This is a genomic window from Pseudomonas canadensis, assembly GCF_000503215.1.
GTDB lineage: Bacteria > Pseudomonadota > Gammaproteobacteria > Pseudomonadales > Pseudomonadaceae > Aquipseudomonas > Aquipseudomonas canadensis.
This window is the reverse complement of sequence record NZ_AYTD01000013.1, coordinates 466,981-492,121: the sequence shown is the minus strand read 5'-3', so window position 1 is coordinate 492,121 and position 25,141 is coordinate 466,981. Positions and strand designations below refer to the sequence as shown.

The 25,141-nt window shown below is 62.0% G+C and carries 23 protein-coding genes; 5 read left to right on the top strand and 18 right to left on the bottom strand.

The window, feature by feature from the left end:
* Nucleotide 1: 1 nt before the first annotated feature.
* The 7 genes from U367_RS0111125 to U367_RS0111095 form a co-directional block, all read right to left on the bottom strand.
* Nucleotides 2–862: a branched-chain amino acid ABC transporter permease gene (locus tag U367_RS0111125; protein WP_016974865.1), complete on the bottom strand. Its 861-nt coding sequence runs from the start codon at nt 860–862 to the stop codon at nt 2–4.
* A 57-nt stretch (nt 863–919) separates the two neighbouring features.
* Nucleotides 920–2,122, bottom strand: coding sequence for an ABC transporter substrate-binding protein (locus U367_RS0111120; protein WP_028616997.1), 1,203 nt, complete (start codon nt 2,120–2,122; stop codon nt 920–922).
* Nucleotides 2,123–2,334: 212 nt separating this feature from the next.
* Nucleotides 2,335–3,102, bottom strand: a complete 768-nt coding sequence (locus tag U367_RS0111115) for a FadR/GntR family transcriptional regulator (protein WP_015884774.1) — start codon at nt 3,100–3,102, stop codon at nt 2,335–2,337.
* Between the two features lie 107 nt (nt 3,103–3,209).
* Complete coding sequence (locus U367_RS0111110) at nt 3,210–3,953, bottom strand: alpha/beta fold hydrolase (RefSeq protein WP_028616996.1); 744 nt, start codon at nt 3,951–3,953, stop codon at nt 3,210–3,212.
* Nucleotides 3,954–4,056: 103 nt separating this feature from the next.
* Nucleotides 4,057–5,460 carry an efflux transporter outer membrane subunit gene (locus U367_RS0111105; protein WP_028616995.1) on the bottom strand — a complete coding sequence of 468 codons (1,404 nt, stop codon included), beginning with the start codon at nt 5,458–5,460 and terminating at the stop codon, nt 4,057–4,059.
* The gene (locus tag U367_RS0111100; RefSeq protein ID WP_028616994.1) at nt 5,453–7,423 is read right to left on the bottom strand and encodes a MacB family efflux pump subunit; all 1,971 of its coding nucleotides are present in this window, start codon (nt 7,421–7,423) and stop codon (nt 5,453–5,455) included. Before U367_RS0111100 ends, U367_RS0111105 begins: the two co-directional genes overlap by 8 nt.
* Before the next feature lies 1 nt (nt 7,424).
* Nucleotides 7,425–8,594 (bottom strand): efflux RND transporter periplasmic adaptor subunit, encoded by a 1,170-nt coding sequence (locus U367_RS0111095; protein ID WP_028616993.1) that lies wholly within the window; start codon nt 8,592–8,594, stop codon nt 7,425–7,427.
* A gap of 255 nt (nt 8,595–8,849) precedes the next feature.
* Between U367_RS0111095 and U367_RS0111090 the strand changes: the two genes are divergently transcribed.
* The 4 genes from U367_RS0111090 to U367_RS0111075 all read left to right on the top strand — a co-directional run bounded on the left by U367_RS0111090 (nt 8,850) and on the right by U367_RS0111075 (nt 13,038).
* Nucleotides 8,850–9,332: a sigma-70 family RNA polymerase sigma factor gene (locus tag U367_RS0111090; RefSeq protein WP_028616992.1), complete on the top strand. Its 483-nt coding sequence runs from the start codon at nt 8,850–8,852 to the stop codon at nt 9,330–9,332.
* 119 nt (nt 9,333–9,451) lie between these two features.
* Entirely contained in the window at nt 9,452–10,789 is a 1,338-nt protein-coding gene (locus U367_RS0111085; protein WP_028616991.1) for a lysine N(6)-hydroxylase/L-ornithine N(5)-oxygenase family protein, read from the top strand.
* Nucleotides 10,790–10,966: 177 nt separating this feature from the next.
* Complete coding sequence (locus U367_RS0111080; RefSeq protein WP_016974873.1) at nt 10,967–12,187, top strand: putative DNA modification/repair radical SAM protein; 1,221 nt, start codon at nt 10,967–10,969, stop codon at nt 12,185–12,187.
* Nucleotides 12,184–13,038, top strand: a complete 855-nt coding sequence (locus U367_RS0111075; protein WP_028616990.1) for a TIGR03915 family putative DNA repair protein — start codon at nt 12,184–12,186, stop codon at nt 13,036–13,038. Before U367_RS0111080 ends, U367_RS0111075 begins: the two co-directional genes overlap by 4 nt.
* 74 nt (nt 13,039–13,112) lie before the next feature.
* On the opposite strand, the gene U367_RS0111070 is transcribed toward U367_RS0111075, so the two are convergent.
* From U367_RS0111070 to ctlX, 7 genes are all read right to left on the bottom strand, one after another.
* The gene (locus U367_RS0111070) at nt 13,113–13,610 is read right to left on the bottom strand and encodes an Lrp/AsnC family transcriptional regulator (protein ID WP_016974875.1); all 498 of its coding nucleotides are present in this window, start codon (nt 13,608–13,610) and stop codon (nt 13,113–13,115) included.
* A 5-nt stretch (nt 13,611–13,615) separates the two neighbouring features.
* Complete coding sequence (locus tag U367_RS0111065; RefSeq protein WP_028616989.1) at nt 13,616–14,446, bottom strand: ABC transporter ATP-binding protein; 831 nt, start codon at nt 14,444–14,446, stop codon at nt 13,616–13,618.
* Nucleotides 14,447–14,449: 3 nt separating this feature from the next.
* Nucleotides 14,450–15,163 carry an ABC transporter permease gene (locus tag U367_RS0111060; protein WP_028616988.1) on the bottom strand — a complete coding sequence of 238 codons (714 nt, stop codon included), beginning with the start codon at nt 15,161–15,163 and terminating at the stop codon, nt 14,450–14,452.
* Complete coding sequence (locus U367_RS0111055; RefSeq protein WP_028616987.1) at nt 15,160–15,861, bottom strand: ABC transporter permease; 702 nt, start codon at nt 15,859–15,861, stop codon at nt 15,160–15,162. The genes U367_RS0111060 and U367_RS0111055 overlap by 4 nt, the downstream gene beginning before the upstream one ends.
* A 132-nt stretch (nt 15,862–15,993) precedes the next feature.
* Entirely contained in the window at nt 15,994–16,773 is a 780-nt protein-coding gene (locus U367_RS0111050) for an ABC transporter substrate-binding protein (protein WP_028616986.1), read from the bottom strand.
* A gap of 245 nt (nt 16,774–17,018) precedes the next feature.
* The gene (locus U367_RS0111045) at nt 17,019–18,065 is read right to left on the bottom strand and encodes an ornithine cyclodeaminase (protein WP_028616985.1); all 1,047 of its coding nucleotides are present in this window, start codon (nt 18,063–18,065) and stop codon (nt 17,019–17,021) included.
* Between the two features lie 16 nt (nt 18,066–18,081).
* A complete protein-coding gene (gene ctlX / locus U367_RS0111040) occupies nt 18,082–19,008 on the bottom strand; it encodes a citrulline utilization hydrolase CtlX (RefSeq protein ID WP_028616984.1) in 927 nt (308 codons plus the stop codon).
* 267 nt (nt 19,009–19,275) lie between these two features.
* Between ctlX and U367_RS1000000130825 the strand changes: the two genes are divergently transcribed.
* Nucleotides 19,276–20,172 (top strand): GNAT family acetyltransferase, encoded by an 897-nt coding sequence (locus tag U367_RS1000000130825; RefSeq protein ID WP_073860019.1) that lies wholly within the window; start codon nt 19,276–19,278, stop codon nt 20,170–20,172.
* Nucleotides 20,173–20,270: 98 nt separating this feature from the next.
* Here U367_RS1000000130825 and U367_RS0111025 read toward each other — a convergent pair whose 3' ends face one another.
* The 4 genes from U367_RS0111025 to U367_RS0111010 form a co-directional block, all read right to left on the bottom strand.
* On the bottom strand, nt 20,271–21,290 hold the full coding sequence (locus U367_RS0111025) for a branched-chain amino acid aminotransferase (RefSeq protein ID WP_028616982.1): 1,020 nt from the start codon (nt 21,288–21,290) through the stop codon (nt 20,271–20,273).
* Between the two features lie 148 nt (nt 21,291–21,438).
* Nucleotides 21,439–22,818 carry a dihydrolipoyl dehydrogenase gene (gene lpdA / locus U367_RS0111020; RefSeq protein WP_028616981.1) on the bottom strand — a complete coding sequence of 460 codons (1,380 nt, stop codon included), beginning with the start codon at nt 22,816–22,818 and terminating at the stop codon, nt 21,439–21,441.
* A gap of 3 nt (nt 22,819–22,821) precedes the next feature.
* Nucleotides 22,822–24,081: a dihydrolipoamide acetyltransferase family protein gene (locus tag U367_RS0111015; RefSeq protein WP_028616980.1), complete on the bottom strand. Its 1,260-nt coding sequence runs from the start codon at nt 24,079–24,081 to the stop codon at nt 22,822–22,824.
* Entirely contained in the window at nt 24,082–25,140 is a 1,059-nt protein-coding gene (locus U367_RS0111010) for an alpha-ketoacid dehydrogenase subunit beta (protein ID WP_016978112.1), read from the bottom strand.
* Nucleotide 25,141 lies beyond the last annotated feature (1 nt).

The following is a 25,141-nucleotide window of genomic DNA, read 5'->3' as shown; positions in this document are numbered from 1 at the left end:
GTCAGGCTCTCCCAAACAGGCCGTAGGGACGGACCAGAATCACCACGGCCATGGCGCCGTAGATCATCAGGCTCGCACCCTGGGGCCAGAGTGTGGTCATCAGGCTTTGCACCACGCCCACCAGCAAACCGCCGACCAGCGCACCGCTGAACGAGCCCATGCCGCCGATCACCACCACCACGAAGGCCACGCCGAGAATCTCCGGGCCGACAAAGGGTTGGGCGCCGCGCAACGGGGCGAACAGCACGCCCGCGACGCCGGCCAGGGCTACGCCGAGGGCGAAGGTCATGGAGAACAGCCGGAAGATGTTGGTGCCCAGCAGCGACACGGTCTCGGTGCTTTCACTGCCGGCCCGCACCAGGGCGCCGAAGCGCGTGCGTTCCAGCAGCAGCCACAGGCCCAGGCCGACGAGCCCGGAAAACACGATGAGAAACAGGCGGTAGTAGGGGTAGACGAAGTCACCCACCACCAGCACGCCGCGCAGCAGTTCCGGCACGGCGACGCTTTTGCCCACCGGGCCCCAGATCATCACGCTGGCCTCCTGGATGATCAGCGCGATCCCCAGGGTTACCAGGATCTGGAACATGTGCGGTAAGTGATAGATGCGTTGGATCAACAACCGCTCGATGGCCCAGGCCAGCGCGGCCACCACCAGCGGCGCAATCAGCAACGCCAGCCAGAAGTTGCCAGTGAGGCTCACAGCGGTGTAGCAGATATAGGCACCCAGCAGGAAGAACGCGCCGTGGGCGAAGTTGACGAAGTTGAGCAGGCCGAAAATGATCGTCAGCCCGACCGCGATCAGGAAGTAGATCATCCCCAGCCCAAGGCCGTTGAGGATCTGGAACAGATAAAGATTAAGCATGCAGGAACCCTCTGCAGGAGGCCGCTTGCACGGCCCTGCGCTACCAAATTCAGGGGATCAGCCGAGCGTGCAGCCTGTGGCGTCCACGGGCGGGAACGACTGACCGGCGCTGAGTACCTTGGCCAGGTCATCCTTGTCGGCCATGTCGGCGGTGGCTTTGCCGATCAGCAGGTAGTAATCCTTGATCACCTGGTGGTCGCCGGCGCGGATCGATTCCTTGCCGGTGGGCCCTTCGTAGCTCAGGCCCTGCAGGGCCTTGGCCACGGTCGGTCCGTCGAAACTGCCGGTAGAAATGATGGCTTCGAGCATGACCTTGGTGCTGATGTAATCGGCGGCCAGCGGGTAGGTAGGGTTGATGCCGTATTTGGCTTGGGTGAGCTTGACCAGTTCACGGTTGAGCGGGGTGTCGACCTGGTGCCAGTACTGCGCGCCGAGGTACACACCTTCCAGCACATCACTGCCCAGTTCCTGGAACTGGTCGAGGCCGGCGGACCATACCAGCAACACCTTCATGCGCTCCTTGATACCGAAGTTCACCGCCTGGCGCAGGGTGTTGGACGACTGGCTGCCGAAGTTGAGCAGCACCAGCACATCGGGCTTGGCGGCGATGGCGTTGGTCAGGTAGCCGGAAAATTCCTGTTCCTGCAACGAGTGGTAGCTGTTGCCGATGTGTTCCAGGCCGTTTTCCTTGAGCACATTCTTCGCGCCTTCGAGCAGCGCTTCGCCGAACACGTATTGCGGGGTGATGGTGTACCAACGCTTGGCGTCCGGCAGCAGCTTGATCAGCGGCACCATGGTTTCACGGATCGCGCCGTAGGTGGGCACCGACCAGCGGAAGGTTGCCTTGTTGCAGTCCTTGCCGGTGACTTCATCGGCGCCCACCGGGGTCATGAACACACCGCCGACCTTGTCCACCTCCTTCGCCACCGCCAGTGCCGACGACGACAGGGTGCAGCCCTGGAAGAACCGCGCACCGTCCTGCTGGATGGCTTCCTGCACCTTGCGCACGGCCTTGCCGGCGTTGCCTTCGGTGTCGATCACCTTGTAGTTCAGCGGGCGGCCGAGCAGCTCGGGGTGTTGTTCCACCGCCAGGCGCGAACCCATGTCGGCAAACTTGCCATAGCTGGCAAAGGCGCCAGACATGGACTTGAGGCCGTAAAAGGTAAAGGGCTCGGCGGCGAATGCAGACCGAATGCTCAGCGGGAGGCTGAGAGCTGCGGCTGCGGTAAGACTGGCTTTCAACAACGTACGACGCTGCATGGGGTGACTCCCTGGTTTAGTTATTGGCAGGAGTGGCAATGGCGATACGGTGGAGCAAGGGCCTGTGGGCAGGCCTTTTTATTGAGGTGAAACGCGGACAGAAACTGTGGGAGCGGGCTTGCTCGCGAATGCGGTGTATCAGCCACCGGATGCTTTGCTGACTCACCGCCTTCGCGAGCAAGCCCGCTCCCACGTTGGGTCTGTGGTGTTTTTTAAGAGTGATCGAACTCCAGTAGAAAATGCGGGCTGACCTGGCCTTCAAGGGCGGTCATGTGGTGTTCGGCATCGCACATGTGTTCATGCATCAAGCTGCGCACCGCGCTTTCATCCCCGGCACGAAAGGCGATCAGTAACTGCTTGTGATAGTCCAGGTTGGCGGCGTCGAACTGCTTGCGCTTGGGCTTGTAGGCTTTTTTCAGCACCACCAGGTCGCGCAGCAGATCGTTTAGGAACTGCGCCATGAAACTCAGCAACGGGTTGGGGCAGGCCTTGGCCAGCAGGTTATGGAACTCCAGTTCCGCCAGGCGCTGTTCACGCTGGCCGGCCTCGCTGTCTTCGGGGGCGCTGCAAAAATCCACGTTGTCTTGCAGGGCCTGGTAGTCGTCCTCGCTCAAGCGCCCAAGCACCGACACCGCCAGTTCCACTTCGATGACTTTGCGCAGTTGGTACACCTGTTCGCCGTCCAGGTGCTGGAAGTGCAGGTAGTTGCGCAACGCGCGGCTGGCCGGTTCGGTGCCGGCCTGGTTCAGGTAGGCGCCGCCGCTGGGCCCGGTGCGGGTGCTCACCAGGCCTTCCACTTCCAGTGCCTTGAGCGCTTCGCGGGCCGAACCTTTGGAGCACTGGAAGCTTTCCATCAGTTCGCGTTCGGTGGGCAGGCGGTCGCCGGGCTTCAAGGCGTCGGTGACGATGGAGCGCTTGACCGACTCGACAATTACATCGGACAGCTTCTGGCGTTTGCGTCGTAGCGGGCGGCTTAGCATAGGTTCGATTTATCGTATTAATGCGGATTAATAGCACTTAATAACGATCGGGATGCAGCGTCAACGGCGGGTGTCGTTTTCGATGGCAACAGGTCGCAATCGGATGGTTATTCCCCGTTGCCTGAATCGAGGCAGCGCGTGGACGACGGTGGTTGCTTGCCGAACACCAGAAAGTCGCCCATCCAGCGGTTGATGCAGCTGCTGGCGTCCTGTTGGGCTGTTTCTTTCAGGCGCAGTTGTTCGACCTTGGGTGTCGCCGATTCGGGTTGCTTTGCATTGACCAGTACCATGCGCGCCACCCGTTCGGGAAACAGGGCCGCGTAACGGTTGCCCAGGCGGGCCGCATCGGCATTGCCCAGGTAGAGCAGTTGGGCGTCGCCCAGTTGAGTGCGGACAAACTCCAGGTCTTGGGCGGCTTGTTCGACTCCATTGTCGTTGCCGAGGTCGCGGGGGCTGAGTTCGATGACGTCGTAGCGGTTGACCAGTGTGCGATACGCTGGGTTGGAGTAAGAGCCCCAGAGGCTGGTCAGGTGAATGACAAAGGTGCCGCCCTGGTTCCTTTGGGGCGCATCGCTGGCCAGGACAAACACCACGCCTTCGCGATTCAGCGGGTCTCGGGCGCCGACGCGGGTCAGGTGGAGGCGCAGGTTGCCTTGCCGGGGCACAGCGTAATTGCGCGGCACGCTCACGACGCCGCATTGAGTGCGTTGCAGCACTTCGGGGTCCAGGCGTTCAGCGGTGCGCAGGGGGCAATCCAGCAACCAGTCAATGGCGGTGGGAGGAATCAGTTCTTGGGCAGCGCTTGCAGTCACCCAGAGACAGGCGCATGTCAGGTATTTTGCGACAGTCATCAAGAGGTCCTGGGCAACCGTGTGAGTTCGGTGTTTTTACCAAGGACCTTTGCTCAAGAATGTAGGGCGAGAAGACAGTTGGTGTGCGAAAGCGGAGTTTTGTTTATCGGATCTGCGTCTGCCAGCCGCCGCCCAGGGCTTTGTACAACGCGATACTGGCCTGCAGGCGCGACAGTCGCAGTTGCACGTTCTGGTCCTGGGCCGCGTACAGCGTGCGCTGGGTTTCCAGTACCGTGAGCAGGTCTTCGGCGCCTGCCTGGTAGCGGCTTTCAGCGATCTGGAAGGCGGTCTGGGCCTGTTGCAGTTCTTCGCTTTGCCATTCGCGCTGCTGGTCGAGACGGGTGATGCTGCTGAGGGATTTTTCCACGTCGGCAAAGCCGTTGATGATCGCACCGCGATAGGTTTGCAGCAGTTCATCCTGGCGCGCGCGGGCCTTGTCGCGTTCAGCACTTAAACGACCGTTGTTGAAGATCGGCGCCACCAGCCCAGCGGTCAGCGTGTAGTAGGGGCTGCGCAGGATATCCACGGCCTTGTAGGCGTCGGAGCCCAGGGTCGCGCCGAGGGTGATGGCGGGCAGCATGGCCGCGCGGGCCACGGTGACGTCGGCCTGTGCTGCCGCCAATTGCGCCTCGGCCTTGGCGATATCGGGACGGCGGCTGAGCAATTGACTGGGCATGCCGGCGCCGATGGCAGGCCAGGTCAAGGCTTGAAACGGTTCGCTGCCAAGGTCCAGGGCTTGGACGGGTTGGCCGAGAAGGGCGGCCAGCGTGATCCGCGACTCTTCGGTCAGCTGCTGAATCAGCGGCAATTGACGTTGCTGGCTGGCCACCAGGCTTTTTTGCTGGGCCAGTTCCAGGGCGGTGGCGGAGCCGGCGTCATAGCGGGTCTGCACCAGGTCGAGCACGCTGCGCGCATTGGCCAGGTTCAGTTCTGCAATCTGCTGGCGCTGCTGCGCGGCCAGGGTTTGTGCGTAGCGGTCGGCTACGCTGCTGAGCAAGGTCAGCTCCACGGTGGCCTGGTCAAACTCGCTGGCGCGCAGGGTATGCAGGGCGCTGTCGCGGGCGGCGGCGCGGCCACCCCAGAAGTCCACTTCGTAGCTGGCGGTGAGGTTGGCGCCAAAGTTGTCGACGGCGTCATCGCTTTGCGAAGCGTCAAGGTCCGGTCCACCCGGGCCACGTAACAACTTCTGGCGGCTGGTGGTGAGGTTGAGCTTCACTTCCGGCAACAGCGGCGCACCGGCGATCACTGCGCTGGCTTGGGCCTGGCGCACGCGCGCGGTGGCGGCGGCCACGTCGAAACTGTCTCGCCGGGCCTGTTCGACCAGCCGGTTCAGTTGTGGGCTACCGAACTGCGTCCACCATTGCTGGTTGATGATCTGGGCGGCGTCGCGTTCGGCAAATTGCCAGGCGGCAGGCGCTGCAATCCCGCTGTCGAGCGCGGGCGGGTTGCCGGTGCAGGCGCTGAGTAACACGCACAAGGCAGGAAGGTAAAAGGACTGTTTATTCACTGGTCAACGCCTTAACCGGATCGAGCCGGGCAGCTTTACGGGCCGGCATGAAGCCGAATACGACACCGGTGACGAGTGCGCAACCAAAGGCGCCAAACACCGCCAAAAGGGAGAACTGCACCGCCACCTTGGCCAGCACCAACACGCCGCCAACCAACAACGCCAGGGCGATGCCGCACAAGCCGCCGACCACCGAGAGCATCACCGCCTCGGTGAGGAACTGGCGCAGGATGTCGCGTTGGCGTGCGCCGGTGGCCATGCGGATGCCGATTTCACGGGTGCGCTCGCGTACGGTCATCAGCATGATATTCATCACGCCGATCCCGCCCACCAGCAAAGATATCGCCGCAATGGAACCGAGCATCAATGACAGCGTGTTCTGCGTACGGGCCTCGGCCTGGATCATCGCCGCGTTGTTGGTCAGCTCATAGTCACGCTTGCCGTTGTGCAGCTTTTTCATCAACTGGTCGATGGCCACTTCGGCTTCGTGGACCTTGCGCGCATCCGCCGCCGCGATCACCACATACTCAGGGTTGTAGCTGCCAAACAGGCGCACACTGGCGGCGGTGTAAGGGATGGCGACACGGTCGTCACTGTCCTTGTTGCCGGAGGCGGCGCCTTTTTCCGCCAGCACTCCGATCACCTGGAACGGCACGTTTTCAATCAGGATGTACTGGCCGAGTGGGTTGACCTCGCCCTTGAACAGCTTCTCGCGCACGCGATGACCGATCACCGCCACGGTGGCGGCGGCACGCTCGTCGGCGGCCGTGAAGTAACTGCCCTCGACCACCGGCCAGTTGAAAATCTCCGGGAAGTTGGTGTCATTGCCGCCCACGTAGGCCATGTAGTCCACGTTGCCGTAACGCACCCCGACTTCGCTGCCGTTGACCGGCATGATGTGTTTCACCTGGGGCAGGGCCGCCAGCGCGTGGACGTCATTGAGGGTGACGATGCCCAGCGGTGTACGCGGGTTGGGCGACGTGCCGCTGAGGTAGATGATGTTGGAGCCGAATGCGCCCATCTGCGCCATGACTTGCCGCTTGCTGCCTTCCCCCACGGCCAGCATCACCACCACCGACGCCACGCCGATGATGATCCCCAACAGGGTCAGCGCGGTGCGGAAGCGATTGATCCACATCACCCGCCAGGCGGCTTGCACCGCGTCCACCAGCTCGGCTTTCCACGCGCCATTGTGTTCGGCACCGTCGGCCAGGCGTTGGCGCAGGTCCACGGCTTGCAAGGCGCCGTTCGCTAATACTGGCGCAACGTCGCTGCCGTCGGCCGAGTCGCTGATGATCAAGCCATCGCGAATCTCGATGATGCGATTGGCCCGCGCCGCCACTTCGCGGTCGTGGGTGATCAGGATCACCACGTGGCCCTGGCTGGCAAGTTCATCGAGCAGGGTCATGACCTCGGCGCCACTGTGGCTGTCGAGGGCGCCAGTGGGTTCGTCAGCGAGGATGATATGCCCACCGTTCATCAACGCACGGGCAATGGACACCCGCTGTTGCTGGCCGCCGGAAAGCTGGTGCGGACGATTGCCGGTGCGCTCGGCCAGGCCCAACCGCGTGAGCAGGGCGTTGGCGCGGGCATGGCGTTCGGCGGCGCTGATACCGGCGTAGATCGCCGGCATCTCGACGTTTTCCTGGGCCGAGCCCGACGGGATCAGGTGGTAGCCCTGGAACACGAAGCCAAAGGCTTCGCGGCGTAGCCAGGCGAGTTCGTCGCTGTCCAGATGGGCGACGTTTTCCCCGGCGAACAGGTAGTCGCCTGTGCTTGGACGGTCGAGACAGCCAAGGATATTCATCAACGTTGACTTGCCGGAGCCCGAGGCACCGACGATGGCGACAAATTCCCCGGCATGGATCGACAGGTCGATGCCGCGCAACACGTCGACCTGCGGGCTGTCGCCGCCGCCGTAGGACTTGCGGATGTTCTTGAGTTCGATCAGGGGCGTGGTCAACTCAACCCCCGTTGCCGTCGGCCGGGCCGATCAGCAGGTGATCGCCTTCGCTCAAACCGTCGAGCACCTGGACGCGCAGGCGGTCGCTGATGCCCACCTGCACCTGGCGCTGCTCGATTCGACCATTCTTGCCCACGACCTGGGCGATCTGCTCGTTGGGGTTCGCCGTGCCCGATAACGCGGCGACCGGCGCGGTGAGGGCGTCCTTGACCTGGCTGGCGACGAAAAATACCTGAGTGGTCATTTCGGCCATCAACGCGTTGTCGCTGTTGTCCACGTCCAGCAGCACGGTGTACAGCACCACGCGGCCGCTGCCACTTTTGCTGGTGCTGTTGGGGCTGCCGCTGCCTTGGGTTTCATTCAATGGCTTGGGCGGAATCGGCAGGATCTGCCGCACGGTGCTGGTCCAGCGCCGGTTGCCGCCGCTCAACGTGGTGAAATACGCGGTCATGCCCGGTTTGACGTGGCCGATATCGGCTTCCGAGACCTCAGCCCACACGGTCATCGGTGACAATTTGGCGATGCGCAGGATCAGCGGCGTCTGCTGCTGGGCGTTTAGGGTCTGGCCGACCCGCGCGTCCACCGCGACCACGGTGCCGGTCATGGGCGCGTAGATGCGCGTGTAGCCCAATTCAGCTTCGTCACTGCGCAAGCTGGCCTGGGCTTGCTGGATCTGCGCCTGGAACATGTCGACCCGCGCCTGGGTGGCGCTCAGTTCGGCCTTGGCGGTTTGCACGTCTTCTTCACGGGTGGCGTTGCCGGCGGCCAGGCGTTGCTGGCGCTGGTACTTCTGGCGTGCCAGTTCGTGCTGGGCCTTTTGTTCCTGCAACTGGGCCTTGAGGTTTTCGATGGCGTAGCGGCTGGCGTCCAGCTTGGCTTTTTGCGTGGAGGGGTCGATCTCCACCAGTAACTGGCCTTCCTGGACCTGGTCGCCGGCCTCGACGTGGATCTTGCGGATCTGTCCGGAGGCCTGGGCCCCCACGTCCACATAACGGCGCGGCTGCAGGGTGCCGAGGGCGGTCACGCTGTTTTCGATACTGCCACGGGTGACGGTGACGGTGGTGAGGGTGTCACGCCCCGGCGGCAGCACTTGCCAGGCCGCGATGGCGAAAATGGGGATCAGGCACGCGATAACAAGCAAGGCGCGTCGGGCAGGTCGAGGGCGTTTCATGCTTTGGTTCCAGCCAGGAAAGTTCGGACCGCAGTTGCGGGGAGCTGACAAGTAAACGAGAGAATTGCGCGGGGATTTAGGCGGTTACATAAGCAGTTACAGCTCCCTTGAAGAAAAAAATCGTCCGTTGATGCAAGTCTGCTTTAAAAGTAGATGAGAATTACTATAAATTGCACGCACTCAAACTGCCATCACCTGAATGCTGTCTTTATTTGCACCCAAGGACCTAATGCCGCCACCCGGCGGTCGGGAGTCATGTTGGAAAACTACTATCGCGAGCTGGTGTGTTTCCTCAACGCCAAGCTAGGCAACCGTCAGGTGGCCGAGGATGTGGTGCATGACGCTTATGTCCGGGTGCTGGAGCGTTCCAGCGACACGCCCATCGAACAACCCCGTGCCTTTTTGTACCGCACGGCGCTCAACCTGGTGATCGACGGCCATCGGCGCAATGCCTTGCGCCAGGTCGAACCCCTGGATGTGCTGGATGCCGAAGAACGCTTCGCCAGCAGTTCGCCGCACACTAACCACGACCACGGCCAACGCCTGGAACTGCTCGAACGCGCCCTGGCCGAGCTGCCACAGGCCTGTCGCGACAGCTTCCTGCTGCGCAAGCTCGAAGGCCTGACCCACCTGCAAATCGCCGAACGCCTGTGCATTTCTCGCGCCTTGGTGGAGAAACACATCGTCAACGCCATGAAGCACTGCCGGGTGCGGATGCGCGAGTGGGAAGCGCACTGATCAATGATCAGTTAAATTTTATTTCACTGTCCTCGTTTCCTATCAACACACGACCTGTTGTTCAGGTCTTGAAGGTATTCCCGCCCCACCGCCAAGGGGCTTATCCAGAGGACACTGGAATGACACAGGCAATTGCTTCGCCCGCGGTTCACGACCTGATCGGTATCGGTTTCGGCCCTTCGAACCTGGCGCTGGCCATCGCCCTGCAGGAGCGCGAAAAGGCCCAGGGCAAACTGGACGTGCTGTTTCTCGACAAACAGGCCGACTACCGCTGGCACGGCAATACCCTGGTGACCCAGAGCGAGCTGCAGATTTCATTCCTCAAGGACCTGGTGACCCTGCGCAACCCCACCAGCCCGTATTCCTTCGTCAACTACCTGAAAGCCCATGATCGTCTGGTCGACTTCATCAACCTGGGCACCTTCTACCCGTGCCGCATGGAGTACAACGACTACCTGCGCTGGGTCGCCGGGCAGTTCCAGGCCCAGGCGCGCTATGGCGAGGAAGTGCTGGCCATCGAGCCGATCCTGCACCAGCAGCAGGTTGAAGCGCTGCGCGTGATTTCCCGCGATGCGCTCGGTGAGCAACATGTGCGCACCACCCGTTCGGTGGTGGTCAGCGCCGGCGGCACGCCGCGCATTCCTGAAGCGTTCAAGGCGCTCAAGGGCGACAGCCGGGTGTTCCATCATTCCCAGTACCTGGAGCGCATGGCCAGCCAGCCGTGTGTCGAGGGCAAGGCCATGCGCATCGCCATCATCGGCGGTGGCCAGAGCGCGGCGGAAGCCTTCATCGACCTGAACGACAGCTTCCCGTCGGTGCAGGTCGACATGATTCTGCGTGGTTCGGCGCTCAAGCCGGCGGATGACAGCCCGTTCGTCAACGAAGTGTTCTCGCCGGCCTTCACCGACCTGGTGTTCCAGCAAGAGGGCGCCGAGCGTGAGCGTTTGGTCGCCGAGTACCAGAACACCAACTATTCGGTGGTGGACCTGGACCTGATCGAGCGTATCTACGGCATCTTCTACCGCCAGAAAGTCTCCGGCATCGCCCGCCAGGCGTTCCGCACCATGACCGTGGTCGAGAAGGCCACCCCAGGCCCGCTGGGCATTGAATTGGTGCTGCGCAACAACGCCAACGGCGACACCAGCGTCAACCATTACGACGCGGTGATCCTGGCCACTGGCTACGAGCGCCAGACACACCGCGCGCTGCTGGCGCCGCTGGAAGCCTACCTGGGCGACTTCGACGTGGCGCGCGACTACCGCATCGTCACTGACGAGCGTTGCAACGCCGGTATCTACATCCAAGGGTTCAGCCAGGCCAGCCACGGCTTGAGCGATACCCTGCTGTCGGTGCTGCCGATTCGCGCGGATGAGATTGCGGCGTCGTTGTATGCGCTGGACCGTGGGCGCGGCAAAGGGCGTTCGGTGCAGGACCTGCTCCTGGCAACTGCTAGCTGATACTCACCCCCTCTGTAGGAGCGAGCTTGCTCGCGAAACACGTCCAGACGACGCGTTCATTCTGAATGGCTGCGTTATCGTTGACGACCTTCGCGAGCAAGCTCGTTCCTACAGACGGCACTTGTGGCAAGGAGTGGCTATTGGTACTGTACAAAAAACCAGTATCGGTAACCCTTCATGCAGTTGATCGAAAAACTCAGCATTCTCGCCGACGCCGCCAAGTACGATGCGTCCTGCGCCAGCAGTGGCGCACCCAAGCGCAGCTCCGAAGGCAAGGCGGGGCTGGGGTCTACCGATGGCATGGGCATCTGCCACAGCTACACGCCGGACGGGCGATGTGTGTCGTTGCTCAAGGTGTTGCTCACCAACTTCTGTCTTTACGACTGCCAGTACTGCGTCAACCGCCGCTCCAGCGACGTGCCCCGCGCGCGTTTCAGCCCGGAGGAGGTGGTCACCCTGACCCTGGATTTCTACCGACGAAATTGCGTCAGCGGGCTGTTTCTCAGTTCCGGCATCATCCGTTCGTCCGACTACACCATGGAGCAGTTGGTGCGGGTCGCCAAATTGCTGCGCGAAGAGCATGACTTTCGCGGCTATATCCATCTCAAGACCATTCCCGATGCCGACCCGGCGCTGATCGCCGAAGCCGGAAAGTATGCCGATCGCCTGAGCGTGAACATCGAATTGCCGACCGAGGCCAGCCTGCAGACCCTGGCGCCGGAAAAAAAGATCGTGTCGATCAAGCAGGCCATGCAGACCATCTACACCGGCGAGCAGACGGTCCGCAACGAGCCGCGCGCGCCGCGTTTTGCCCCGGCCGGGCAGAGCACGCAACTGATCGTCGGCGCGGATGACACCGATGACAGCACCATCCTCCACGGTGCCGAGGCGCTGTACGGCAACTTCAAGCTGCGCCGCGTGTATTACTCGGCGTTCAGCCCCATCCCCAATAGCCCGAAAAGCGTGCCCCTGGCCGCGCCTCCGTTAATGCGTGAGCATCGCTTGTACCAGGCCGATTTCCTGCTGCGCAGCTATGGGTTCAACGCCAATGAACTGTTCAAAGGTCCCGGCCACCTGGCGCTGGATATCGACCCCAAGTTGGCCTGGGCCCTGGAAAACCGTGAGGTGTTCCCCCTGGACTTGAACCGCGCCGAGCCGACCTTGATCGCTCGTATCCCAGGCATCGGCCTGCGCACCACCCAGCGCCTGGTGGACCTGCGCCGTGAACGCAAGATCCGCTTCGAAGACCTGGCGCGCATGCGCTGCGTACTGGCCAAGGCCAAGCCGTTTTTCATCACCAGTGACTACCACCCGCAACAGGCCGACAGCACCAGCGTGCTGCTGCGCGAACAATTGCGCGACCGCCCGCAACCGCAGCAGATGGGGTTGTGGGGATGATCAGCCTGGAATGCGACAACCTGTTCAGCACCTGGCGCGACCAGGCGCGCTGGTTGCTCAGCCATCAGGTAGACCCCAGCCAGGTAAGCTGGGGCGAGGCGGAGGTGGCGGACCTGTTTGCCACCGACCAGTCGATTCCCGAAGCGCCTGGGCCTTACCAGACACGGGTACCCAAGGCCCTGTTGGAGTTGCTGGAGTCGGCCGCCTGTTACCACGGCGAGCAGCGCTGGAGCTTGTTGTACGAAGTGTTGTGGCGTGTCAGTCATGGTGACCGCACGGCAATGCTGGCGGGGGACAAGCTGGGCAGTGAGTTGCAGCGGCGGATCAAGCAGGTCAGTCGTGAGGCGCACCACCTGCATGCGTTTGTGCGGTTTATCGCGTTACCCGCCGAGGCCGGGCCGCAATTGCCCGAGTACGTGGCCTGGCATGAGCCTGCCCACGACATCCTGAAATCGGCCAGCCAGCATTTCATCGGGCGCATGGGGCGGCATCGCTGGATGATCGCCACGCCGTTGGACGGGGTGTATTACGACGGTGAGCAGTTGATCCATCAGCGCGAGTGTCCCGAGGCATGGCGGCAATTGGCGCAGAATGTCGAAGACCCCCACAGTGCAATGTGGCTGACCTACTACAGCCACATCTTCAATCCGGCGCGGTTGAACCCCAAGGTGATGGAAGGGCACTTACCCAGCCGGTTCTGGAAGAACCTGCCGGAGGGCAAGTTGATACCGGGGTTGATCAGTGAGGCGCGGACGGGGAAGCAGAAGGATGGGCAGGCGAAGATGATTGGGATCAAGCCTGGCAAGAAAATCTGTAGGAGCGAGCTTGCTCGCGAAGATCGCCAACGATAACGCGTTCATTCTGGATTAACGCGGTGTTCTTGGATTCTTCGCGAGCAAGACAGTCATTAGATGGAGAGGTGTGTTCAGGCCAGTTCGGTGGCGGTGTTCTTGACCACCGCCAACTCCGGATGCGCCACCAACTTATCAATGTGCAACTCGTCATTGTTCAACCAGGTCTCGGTCAGCACCCGGTAATGCTCCATGTCCCGGCAGCGCATGCGCAGGCTGTAGTCAAACGGGCCGCTGATCAACTGGCATTCGAACACCTGCGGGCAAGCCTTCACACAGGCTTCGAAAGCCTTCTGCGCCGAGCGCCCGCTCTGGTTCGACAAGGCCACCAGCACCAGCAACGACAACCCTGGCGACACCATCTGCACATCAATGATCGCCCCATACCCACGGATCACGCCGCGCCGCTCCAGCTTGCGCACCCGTTCCAGGCAGGGCCTGGGCGTGAGGTGCACCAGCGACGAGAGCTTTTCGTAGGTGATACGCCCCTGGTGGCGTAGGACTTCGATGATGGCTTCATCGATGCGGTCCAGCGCGGGGGAGGAATGGGGTCCGTTGGCCTTGGTATCCATGGGTTTCACTTCAAACGGTTGGAAAGAAATTGCTGCAAGCGTTCGCTGTTGGGGTGGTCGAGGATCCTGGCGTCGCCGTGTTCCTCGACCCGGCCCTGGTGCAAGAACAGCACTTGGCTGGACACCTGGCGGGCAAAGCCCATTTCGTGGGTGACCATCAGCATGGTACGACCTTCCTCGGCCAACGTCTGTATGACTTTGAGGACTTCTCCTACAAGTTCTGGGTCGAGTGCGGAAGTCGGTTCATCGAACAGGATGATCTCCGGCTCCATCGCCAACGCCCGTGCAATCGCCACGCGCTGTTGTTGGCCGCCGGAGAGGAACGCCGGGTATTGATCCGCCACGCGGCCCGGCAGGCCGACCTTGTCCAAATACATCCGTGCGCGTTTTTCCGCCTCGGCGGCGCTGACGCCCAACACCCGGCGCGGGGCCATGGTGATGTTTTCCAGCACGGTCATGTGGCTCCACAGGTTGAAGTGCTGGAACACCATGGCCAGTCGCGTGCGCAGGTTCTGCAACTGATCTTGATGCGGCGCACGGGTGCCGGCGCGGCCCTGGCGCATTTCGATGCTGATGCCGTCCAGGGTGATCACCCCGGCGTCCGGCTGTTCGAGGAAATTGATGCAGCGCAGCATTGTGCTTTTGCCGGACCCGCTGGCGCCGATCAGGCTGATCACGTCGCCATGGCGTGCATTCAGGGAAACACCCTTGAGCACTTCATGTTCGCCGTAGCGTTTGTGGATGCCCTCGACTTGCAGCTTGATGGCGGCGGTGGCGGGTTTGACAACGGGTTCATCAACGGGATAAGCGGCCAGGGCCTGCGCGGACTGATTCATGGGTTAGCCTCGGGTAGGAACAAGAAAACGCATCCAGCGACGTTCGGCCAGTCGGAACAGGCCCACCAGTGCAAAGGACAGCAGCATGTAGAGCAGGGCAGCGATGCCGAATGCCTGGAACGTCAGGAACGTTTCGGCATTGGCGTCGCGGGCCACCTTGAGGATGTCAGCCACGGTGGCGGTAAACGCCAGGGAGGTGGCGTGCAGCATCAGGATCATTTCGTTGCTGTAGGCCGGCAATGCGCGGCGCAGTGCGGCGGGCACCACCACGAACAGGTTGAGACGCCAGCCGTGCAGGCCATACGCGCGGGCCGCTTCGATTTCACCATGGGGAATATTGCGGATCGCTCCGGCGAAGATTTCCACGGTGTAGGCGCAGGTGTTGAGCACAAAGGCCAGCAGCGTGCAGTTCAGCGCGTTGCGGAAAAACTGGTTGAGCAGGGCGTTGTCCTGCACCACTTCCAGGCTGTACAGCCCGGTGTAGCAAATCAGCAACTGGATATATAACGGCGTGCCGCGAAACAGGTAGGTGTAGACCTCCACCGGCCAGCGCAGCCAGACGTGCTCGGAAACCCGCGCGAGTGCCAACGGTATCGATAGGAAAAAACCGAACACGACAGAGATGATGAACAACCACAACGTCATCGCTACGCCGGACAATCCTGTGCCATCGCTGAACAGATAGGCCAGGCCGTATTGCTGGAACAGTTCGATCATCGCGCCATCCCCTTGATGCCGAGGTTGTAGCGCCGTTCGAGGCGCTTGAAGATGCGGTTGGAGAGGGTGGTGATCACCAGGTACACCAGGCCCGCGAGGATCAGGAAATACAGCGGCTCGTTGGTCGTCTTGCCGGCGTTCTGCGCGGCCTTGACCAGGTCCGACAGGCCGATGATCGACACCAGCGCTGTGGACTTGAGCAGCACCAGCCAGTTATTGCCCAGGCCCGGCAGGGCAAAGCGCATCAGTTGCGGGAACAGCACCAGGTGAAAGCGCTGCCAGCGGCTCAGGCCGTAGGCGGTCGCGGCTTCCAACTGGCCGACTGGCACGCTGAGGATCGCGCCCCGGAAGTTCTCGGTGAAATACGCGCCGTAGATAAAACCCAGGGTGACGACGCCCGCGGTAAACGGGTCGATTTCAAAGTAATCCCAGCCGAACACTTCGCTCAGGTCGTTGAGCCACAGTTGCAGGCTGTAGAAGATCAGCAGGATCAGCACCAGGTCCGGCACGCTGCGAATCAAGGTGGTGTAGAGCGTGGCCGGCACGCGCAGCCATTTGGCGCTGGAAAGCTTGGCGCCGGCGGCAATCAGGCCCAGGGCAAGGCTGAGGGCCAAGGCGAGGAATGACAGTTTGAGGGTCATCCAGGCGCCTTGGGCCAGCATCGGGCCGTAGCCGTGCAGGTTGAGGAATTCGTTCATGGGGAGAGTCTCTTAAGGGCGCAGACAACCTTGTTGGAGCCGGCTTGCCGGCGATGAGGCCCTTGGGTTCAGCGCAATGCTTCAGGCCGCCATCGCCGGCAAGCCGGCTCCTACAGGGATCAGCCGTTGGCATCACTCGTTGTAGATGTCCTGGTCGCCGAAGTACTTCTTCTGGATCTGTGCGTAGGTGCCATCGGCCTGGACGGCGGCGATGCCCTTGTTGATCAACGCACGCAGCTCCTGATCGTTCTTGCGCAGCCCCATGGCAATATCCAGCGGCAGTGTCGGGTCCTTGAAGGCCGGGCCGGTCTTGAAGTCGGCGCCTTCGGGCTTGGACAGGAAGTTGAGCTGGGCTTCGAGCTTGTCGGTCAGGGTCGCGTCGAGTCGGCCGTTCTGCAGGTCGGCGTAGTTCTGGTCTTGGGACTGATACGCCTTGATCTGCGCGCCGAGCTTGGCCAGGTGCGCACGCGCATACGCCTCTTGCAGCGAGCCTTGCAGCACGCCGACTTGCTTGCCCTTCAGAGATTCCGGCGTGTCGCCGAAGTCGGCGCTCTTGCGCGTGATCACGGAGGTCGGGCTGAGGAACAGGCGGTCACTGAAGTCGATGATCTTTTCGCGGGCCGGGGTCACGGCCATGGAGGACATGATCGCATCGAACTTGCGTGCGCGCAGGGCCGGGATCATGCCGTCGAATTCGTTGTGCACCCAGGTGCATTTCACTTCCAGCTTGGCACAGATCGCGTTGCCCAACTCAATATCGAAGCCTTGCAGGCTGCCGTCGGCGGCGACGGATTCGAAGGGGGGGTACTCGGGGAATACGCCGAAGCGGATTTCTTTCCAGTCCTGGGCGTGGGCGGCGGTGGCGCAGAGTGGCAACAGCAACGCGGCGAAGAGTGATCGCAGTGGAGTCATGTGGAGTCCCTATATTTTGTAATTGATGTCAGGGCAGTCTTTAAATTGAAACAAATAGTTTTTGTTGGAGGGAGAGAATGCTTCATGGTGGTGCGTTTTTTGTGTCGTTTACCCCTCCCACAAAGCGCGAATTACGCTGTTAAAGCGTGCAATGCAGCGGAATCGGCTGAGGCACCCGCTGAATCGGCTTTTAACCAAGGTGAATCTGGCCCGCCCTCGACGCAAAGCGGCAGGCCAGAGCGTTTTCAGGCGCGCTTTTTCTGCTGTACGCGTGGTTGTTGGGCCAGGCGTGCGAACAGGTCTTTCGGGTCGGCCAGGTCCGGCACCAGCTCCAGGTCGCTGCCTACATCCAGTGCCTTGGCCACGTCCAGCACATAGCGCAGGGCCGAATAGTCTTCAATGGCAAAACCTACCGAATCGAACAGAGTGACCTGGCGCGCATTTTCGCGGCCGGGCTGCTGGCCGTTGATCACTTGCCACAGTTCGGTGACCGGCGAATCTTCCGGCATGTGCTGGATTTCGCCTTCGATACGGCTTTGCGGTTCGTACTCGACGATCACTCGGGCGCGCTCGACGATACGTCGGTCCAGTTCAGTCTTGCCGGGGCAGTCGCCGCCGACGGCGTTGAGGTGCATGCCGGGCTCGATCATCTCGTCCGTCAGGATGGTGGCGTAGGCCTTGTCGGCTGTGACGGTGGTGACGATGTCGGCGCCTTTGACCGCCTCGGCGACGCTGGCGGCCAGGATCACCTTGATCGCCGGGAACGCCTTGAGGTTGGCTGCCAGCTTGGCGGTGGCTTTGGCGTCGATATCGAACAGGCGGATCTCATTGATGCCGAGCATGGCGTGGAAGGCCAGGGCCTGGAATTCGCTCTGGGAGCCGTTGCCGATCAGCGCCATGCTGCGGCTGTTGTCGCGGGCCAGGTAGCGGGCGACCAGCGCCGAGGTGGCAGCAGTGCGAATTGCGGTGGTCAGGGTCATTTCCGCCAGCAGCACGGGCAGGCCAGTGTCTACATCCCCCAAGGCGCCGAAGGCCATTACGGTGAGCATGCCGGCCAGGGTGTTTTTCGGGTGGCCGTTGACGTATTTGAACGCGTACAACGACGCGTCAGAGACTGGCATCAGCTCGATCACGCCGTCCGGCGAGTGGTTGGCCAGGCGCGCGCATTTTTCGAAATCCTGCCAGCGCAGGTAGTCGGCACGGATGTACTCGGCCATCTCGGTGATGCAGGTTTGCAGGCCTTTTTGCGAGACCAGGTAGCAGAGATCGTTGACGTCGATATAGCGGGTCATGGCAAGACTCCTTGAGTTATTGGACGGTGGCGCGGGCGGGCAGGTGCACTTCCGCCAGCATGCAGCGGGCACTGCCGCCGCCGATGCGTTCGATGTTGTCGATGTTCACCACCACCGGGCGCGTATGGCGCTCCACGTGTTGGCGCTGGGCGGGTTGCAGGGCGCCCCAGGCGCTGGCCGACATCACCAGCAGCGGCTGGCCGTCGCGGTCATGTACTTCGAGCATGTTGCCGGCGAAGGCTTCCAATTGGTCGAAGTCGAGGGCGAGGATGTCTTTGCCGGTGTCGCGCAGTGAGCGTTCCAGGGCCTGGCGTTCGCTGGCGTCGGGCAGGGCTTGCAGGCACACCACCGAGAGGTCGCGGCCGACGCTCATCATCACGTTGCTGTGGTAGATCGGCGCGTGATGGCGGTCGACGGCGTGAAATACGCAGAGCTGGTAGTCGAGGCGTTCGGCGAACTGGCGTAGCGCGTCGTGGTGGGTGCGCCCGGAGTGGCAGGCGTAGCTGATGCGGTGCTGGCGGTCGAGCACCATGCTGCCGGTGCCTTCGAGGAAGATGTTCTGCTGTTCCAGGTGGCTGAGGTCGATGGTGTCCTTGACCGTAAATCGTTGTTCCAACACTTGCAGCACGCCTTTGTTGCGTTCCAGTCGTCGGTTCTGGCCTTCCATCGGGTACAGCACCAGGCTGCCGTCGGCGTGGCTGCTCCACCAGTTGTTGGGGAAGATCGAGTCGGGAGTGTGAGGTGCCGGGGTGTCCTGCACCACCAGTACTTCCACGCCGTGCTGGCGCAGGGTATCGACATAGCCGTCGAATTCTTCCAGCGCTTTCTGCTGTGCACTGAGCGGGTCGAGGGGGCGGCGTTGGAAGCGGTTGTTGATCGCGGTGTCCGGGTTGAAGGCAAAGCGCGCCGGGCGAATCATCAAGACAGTATTGGTGGTTTGCATGGGTGCACGGGTCCATGGGGTGAGCTGTGGGAATATTGTGTGGCTTGTGCGGGATGAATCCCGGCTGAAACCTGAGGGCGGCTCAGCCGGGAAAGCTGAAAAGGGTAATGGCACAGCCGAATCGGCTGTAGGGGTTGGAATGCGATCAATCTGTAGGAGCCGGCTTGCCGGCGATAGCGCTGGGTCTGACAGACCGCTATCGCTGGCAAGCCAGCTCCTACATTAGTATGAGGGCGTTCGTGAAACCCGAGCCAGGAAGGAGAATGCATGTCTACCGCTGTTCGTACGGCCCAAACCGCCGATGCCGAGGGGATCAGCCAGGTCATTCTGGCGGCCCTGCACAGCAGCAATGCGCGGGACTATCCGGCGGATGTGATCGCGCGGGTTGCCGCTAACTTCACGCCGGAGGCGGTGCTGGAACTGCTCAAGCGTCGCGTGGTGCTGGTGGCGGTTCAGGAACGGGTAATCGTCGCCACTGCGGCCCTCGACGGCAATGTGGTGCGCTCGGTGTTCGTCAACCCGGCGCTGCAAGGGCAGGGCATTGGTCGGCTGTTGATGATCGAGATTGAGCTACGCGCCCGCGAAGCCGGAGTGACGGTGCTGAGCGTGCCGTCTTCGCTGACGGCCGAGCCGTTCTACGCCAAGCTGGGGTTCCATACTGTGCGCGACGTCTACCACGGCAACGAGCGTACGCTGGTGATGGAAAAAGCGCTGCTGTCCCGCCACCCTATCGGGCCGTACCGCGACCGCCCGCACCGGGCGCAGGTGGTGGCGTTATGGCAGGAAGCATTTGGCTATGACACGGCGCATAACCTGCCGACGCTGGCGATTGATAAAAAGTTGGCGGTCAACGACGGGCTGTTTTTCGTCGCAATGGATAAAAAAACCGTGATCGGAACGATTCTGGCCGGCTATGACGGACATCGCGGCTGGCTGTATTCGGTGGCGGTGCACGCCGACTATCGGCGGCATGGCTTGGGGTCGTCGCTGGTGCGGTATGCGGAACAGGCATTGACGGCACTGGGCTGCATGAAGATCAACCTGCAGATCAACGGCGGGAATGAAGGGGTGGTGGGGTTCTACGAGGCGTTGGGGTATGGGGTGGAGCCGAGGATCAGCATGGGCAAGAAGATTGCCGAAAACATCCCCAAGAGCGGCGCGTAAACCTGTAGGAGCCGGCTTGCCGGCGATGAGGCCCTTGAATTGATCGCAGCATTCAAGGCAGCCATCGCCGGCAAGCCGGCTCCTACAGGGTTTATGGGTTAGACCTTGACGATCCAGCCTTCCGGCGCTTCAACGTCACCGGTCTGCACACCGGTCAGCTCTTTGTAGAGCTTCTGGGTGATCGGGCCGACTTCGGTCTCGCTGTGGAACACGTGCAACTTGCCGTTGTACTGGATGCCGCCGATTGGCGAGATCACCGCAGCCGTACCGCAGGCGCCGGCTTCCTTGAACTGGTCCAGCTTGTCGATGAACACTTCGCCCTCGATCACGTCCAGGCCCAGGCGGGTCTTGGCCAGTTCGATCAGCGACAGGCGGGTGATGCCTGGCAGCACCGAAGGCGACTTCGGCGTAATGAACTGGTTGTCGTGGGTGATCCCGAAGAAGTTGGCCGAGCCGACTTCTTCGATTTTCGAATGGGTCATCGGGTCCAGGTAGATCGCATCGGCAAAACCGGATTTCTTTGCTTCGGAACCTGGCATCAGGCTGGCGGCGTAGTTGCCACCGACCTTGGCGGCACCGGTGCCTTGTGGCGCGGCGCGGTCGAAGGTGGAAATCTGGAAGTTGTGCGGCACCAGGCCGCCTTTGAAGTAGGCGCCGACCGGGATGCAGAACACGGAGAAGATGAACTCCGGCGCGGTACGTACGCCGATGTTGTCACCGGTGCCGATCACGAACGGGCGCAGGTACAGCGCGCCGCCGCTGCCGTACGGCGGGATGAAGTGCTCGTTGGCCTTGACCACTTGTTTGCAGGCATCGATGAACACGTCGGTCGGCACATGCGGCATCAGCAGGCGTGCGCAGCTGCGCTGCATGCGGGCGGCGTTCTGGTCTGGGCGGAACAGGTTGATCGAACCATCCTTGCAGCGATAGGCCTTGAGGCCTTCAAAGCATTGCTGGCCGTAGTGCAGGGCGGTGGAGCCCTCGCTGATGTGCAGCACGTTGTCGTCGGTCAGGGTGCCTTCTTGCCATTCGCCGTTTTTCCAGACCTGGAGAAACCGCTTGTCGGTCTTGATGTAGTCAAAACCCAGCTTGTCCCAATTGATGCTTTCGTTACCCATGACACCCTCTATCGTTGGTCAAGTCGGTTTTTTTCTGGATGGGCGCAACAATACTTCATTCTGCGGCGGGTTTGTAGGAGCCGGCTTGCCGGCGAGGGTGACCTTGAAAACGCCATCGCCGGCAAGCCGGCTCCTACCGGGGTTGTGTTTACAGGTGCAACGCGTGGCCCAGGGCCCTTAACGCGGCCTCCTGCACGGCTTCACCGAGCGTCGGATGGGCGTGGATGGTCCCGGCCACGTCTTCCAGGCGCGAACCCATCTCCAGGCTCAGGCCAAAGGCGGTGGACAGTTCCGAGACACCAATCCCCACGGCCTGCCAGCCGACGATCAGGTGGTTGTCGCGTCGCGCCACCACCCGGACGAAGCCGGTTTTGGACTCCAGGGTCATCGCCCGGCCATTGGCCGCGAACGGGAAGCTCGACACGATGCAATCCAATCCGGCGGCCTTGGCGTCATCCGGGGTCTTGCCGACCACCACCAGTTCCGGGTCGGTAAAGCACACCGCCGGGATCGCGGCCGGGTTGAATTCGCGGGGTTTACCGCTGATCAGTTCGGCCACCATCTCGCCTTGGGCCATCGCTCGGTGCGCGAGCATCGGCTCGCCGCTCAGGTCGCCGATGGCATACACGTTGCGCATGCTGGTCTGGCAGCGGCTGTCGATCTTGATCGCCGCGCCGTTCATCTCCAGGTTCAGCGCCTCAAGGTTCCAGCCCTGGGTGTTGGGTTTGCGACCAACGGCAACCAGCACCTGATCGGTTGCCAGCGACAGGGTGTCGCCATTCGGGTCGCGTACTTGCAGGCTGCCATCGGCAAAACCCGTGACGCTGTGCTTGAGGTACAGCTTCACGTCCAGTAGCTTGAGGGATTCGTTCACCGGCTGCGTTAGCTCAGCGTCATAGGCCGGCAGGATGCGATCCTGTGCTTCGACCACACTCACGTCGGCGCCGAGCTTGCGATAAGCGATGCCCAGTTCCAGGCCGATGTAACCGCCACCGACCACGATCAGGCGCTTGGGCACGCTTTTCGGCGCAAGGGCTTCGGTGGACGAAATGATCGGCCCGCCAATCGGCAGCATCGGCAGGTTGACGCTTTTCGAGCCGGTGGCCAGCAGCAAGTGTTCGCACTGGATGCGCTGGTCGCCGACGTCGACGGTCTTGCCGTCCACCACCTTGGCCCAGCCGTGGATCACTTGCACTTTGTGTTTCTTCAGCAAGGCGGCGACGCCGGTGGTCAGGCGGTCAACAATGCCGTCTTTCCATTCCACGCTTTTGCGGATGTCCAGGGTCGGCACATTCACTTCGATGCCCAATTGCGAACCCTGGCTGTGGTGGATGGTTTGCTGGAACTGCTCGGCCACGTGGATCAAGGCCTTGGATGGGATGCAGCCGATATTCAGGCACGTGCCGCCGAGCGCCTGGCCTTCCACCAGGATGGTCGGAATGCCCAGTTGCCCGGCACGGATCGCTGCCACATAACCGCCAGGGCCGCCGCCGATGATCAGCAGCGTGGTACTCAATGTCTGCGTCATGCCTTACTCCAGGAACAGGCTGGCGGGTTGTTCGAGCAGGCCGCGAATGGCCTGGATGAATTGCGCCGCGTCCATGCCATCGACCACGCGGTGATCGAAGGAACTGGAGAGGTTCATCATCTTGCGCACCACGATCTGGCCCTTGATCACCATCGGCCGTTCCACGATACGGTTGACGCCAACAATCGCCACTTCCGGCAGGTTCAGCACCGGTGTGCTGACGATGCCGCCCAAGGCTCCCAGGCTGGTCAGGGTGATAGTCGAGCCCGACAGCTCGTCACGGCTGGCCTTGCCATTGCGCGCAGCCGTGGCCAAACGTGCGATTTCTTCGGCATTGCCCCACAGGCTGCGGGCCTCGGCGTGACGCACCACCGGCACCATCAAGCCAACATCGCTCTGGGTGGCGACGCCCACGTGCACGGCGCCGAGGCGGGTGATGACCTGGGCCTCGTCGTCGTAACGCGCGTTGATCTGCGGGAAGTCACGCAGTGCCACCACCATGGCGCGCACGATGAATGGCAGCAGGGTCAGCTTGCCGCGTGTGGTGCCGTGCTTCTCGTTGAGGTGCACGCGCAACTCGTCGAGGGCGGTGACGTCGATCTCTTCCACATAGCTGAAATGCGCGGCACGACGGGTGGCGTCCTGCATGCGCTGGGCGATCTTGCGGCGCATGCCGATCACCGGGATCTGTTCTTCGGTGTGGCGTTCGGCGTAAGGGTTGGCAGCGGTTTTATTCTGCGTCGGACCCTGGAGCAAGAAAGCCTCCAAATCTTCGTGCAGGATCCGGCCCGCCGGGCCAGTGCCCTGGACCAGACGCAGTTGAATCCCGGCGTCCAATGCGTGTTTGCGCACGGCCGGGGAGGCCAGCGGGCGTTCGTCGGCTTCACGTGCCACAGGCGCCTGGGCTGCGATAACCGGTGCAGGTTTGCTTTCAACCGCCACCGGCGCAGGCTTGGCCTCAACCACAGGGGTGGCCTTCGGCGTTTCCTTCTCGGCGGGCGCTTCCTTGGCATTGCCCGCACCTTCCACTTCGATACTGATCAGAATACTGCCCACGGCCATGACTTCACCCGGCTCGCCGCCGAGGGAAATCACCTTGCCGTGCACGGGCGAGGGAATGTCCACCATCGCCTTGTCGGTCATTACATCCGCCAGCACCTGGTCTTCCACGACCATGTCACCGACCTTTACATGCCACACCGACAGTTCAACTTCCGCGATGCCTTCGCCAATGTCCGGCATCTTGATAACGTGCGTGCCCATTCAGACCTCCATGACCCGTTTCAACGCCGCGCCCACTCGGGACGGCCCTGGGAAATACGCCCACTCTTGCGCGTGCGGGTAGGGGGTGTCCCAACCGGTGACGCGTTCGATCGGCGCTTCCAGGTGGTGGAAGCAGTGTTCTTGCACCAGTGACACCAACTCGGCACCAAAGCCGCAGGTGCGGGTGGCTTCATGCACCACCACGCAACGGCCGGTCTTCTTCACGGATTTGACGATGGTTTCCAGGTCCAGCGGCCACAGGCTGCGCAGGTCGATGACCTCGGCGTCGATGCCGGTTTCTTCGGCGGCAACTTGCGACACATACACGGTGGTGCCATAGGTCAGCACGGTAACGGCCGAGCCCGGACGCACGATGGCGGCCACGTCCAGCGGCACGGTGTAGTAACCGTCCGGCACCTGGGCTTGCGGGTGTTTCGACCACGGGGTTACCGGGCGGTCGTGATGGCCATCGAATGGGCCGTTGTACAGGCGTTTTGGCTCAAGGAAGATCACCGGGTCATCGTTCTCGATGGAGGCGATCAGCAGGCCCTTGGCGTCATAGGGGTTCGACGGCATCACCGTGCGCAACCCGCAAACCTGGGTGAACACCGCTTCGATACTCTGGCTGTGGGTCTGGCCGCCGTAGATGCCACCGCCGCACGGCATGCGCATGGTCAGTGGCGCGGTGAACTGGCCGGCCGAGCGATAACGCAGGCGCGCCGCTTCGGAGATGATCTGGTCGGTGGCGGGGTAGACGTAGTCGGCGAACTGGATCTCGGCCACCGGGCGCAGGCCATAGGCGCCCATGCCCACGGCCACGCCGATAATGCCGCTCTCGGAGATCGGTGCATCAAATACCCGCGAGCTGCCGTATTTGGTCTGCAACCCTTCGGTGCAGCGGAACACGCCGCCGAAATAACCGACGTCCTGGCCAAACACCACCACGTTGTCATCTCGTTCGAGCATCACATCCATGGCCGAGCGCAGGGCCTGGATCATGGTCATGGTGGTGGTGGTCATGGCGGTTTCCACTTCAATACTGTTGTTGTGATCGTTCATG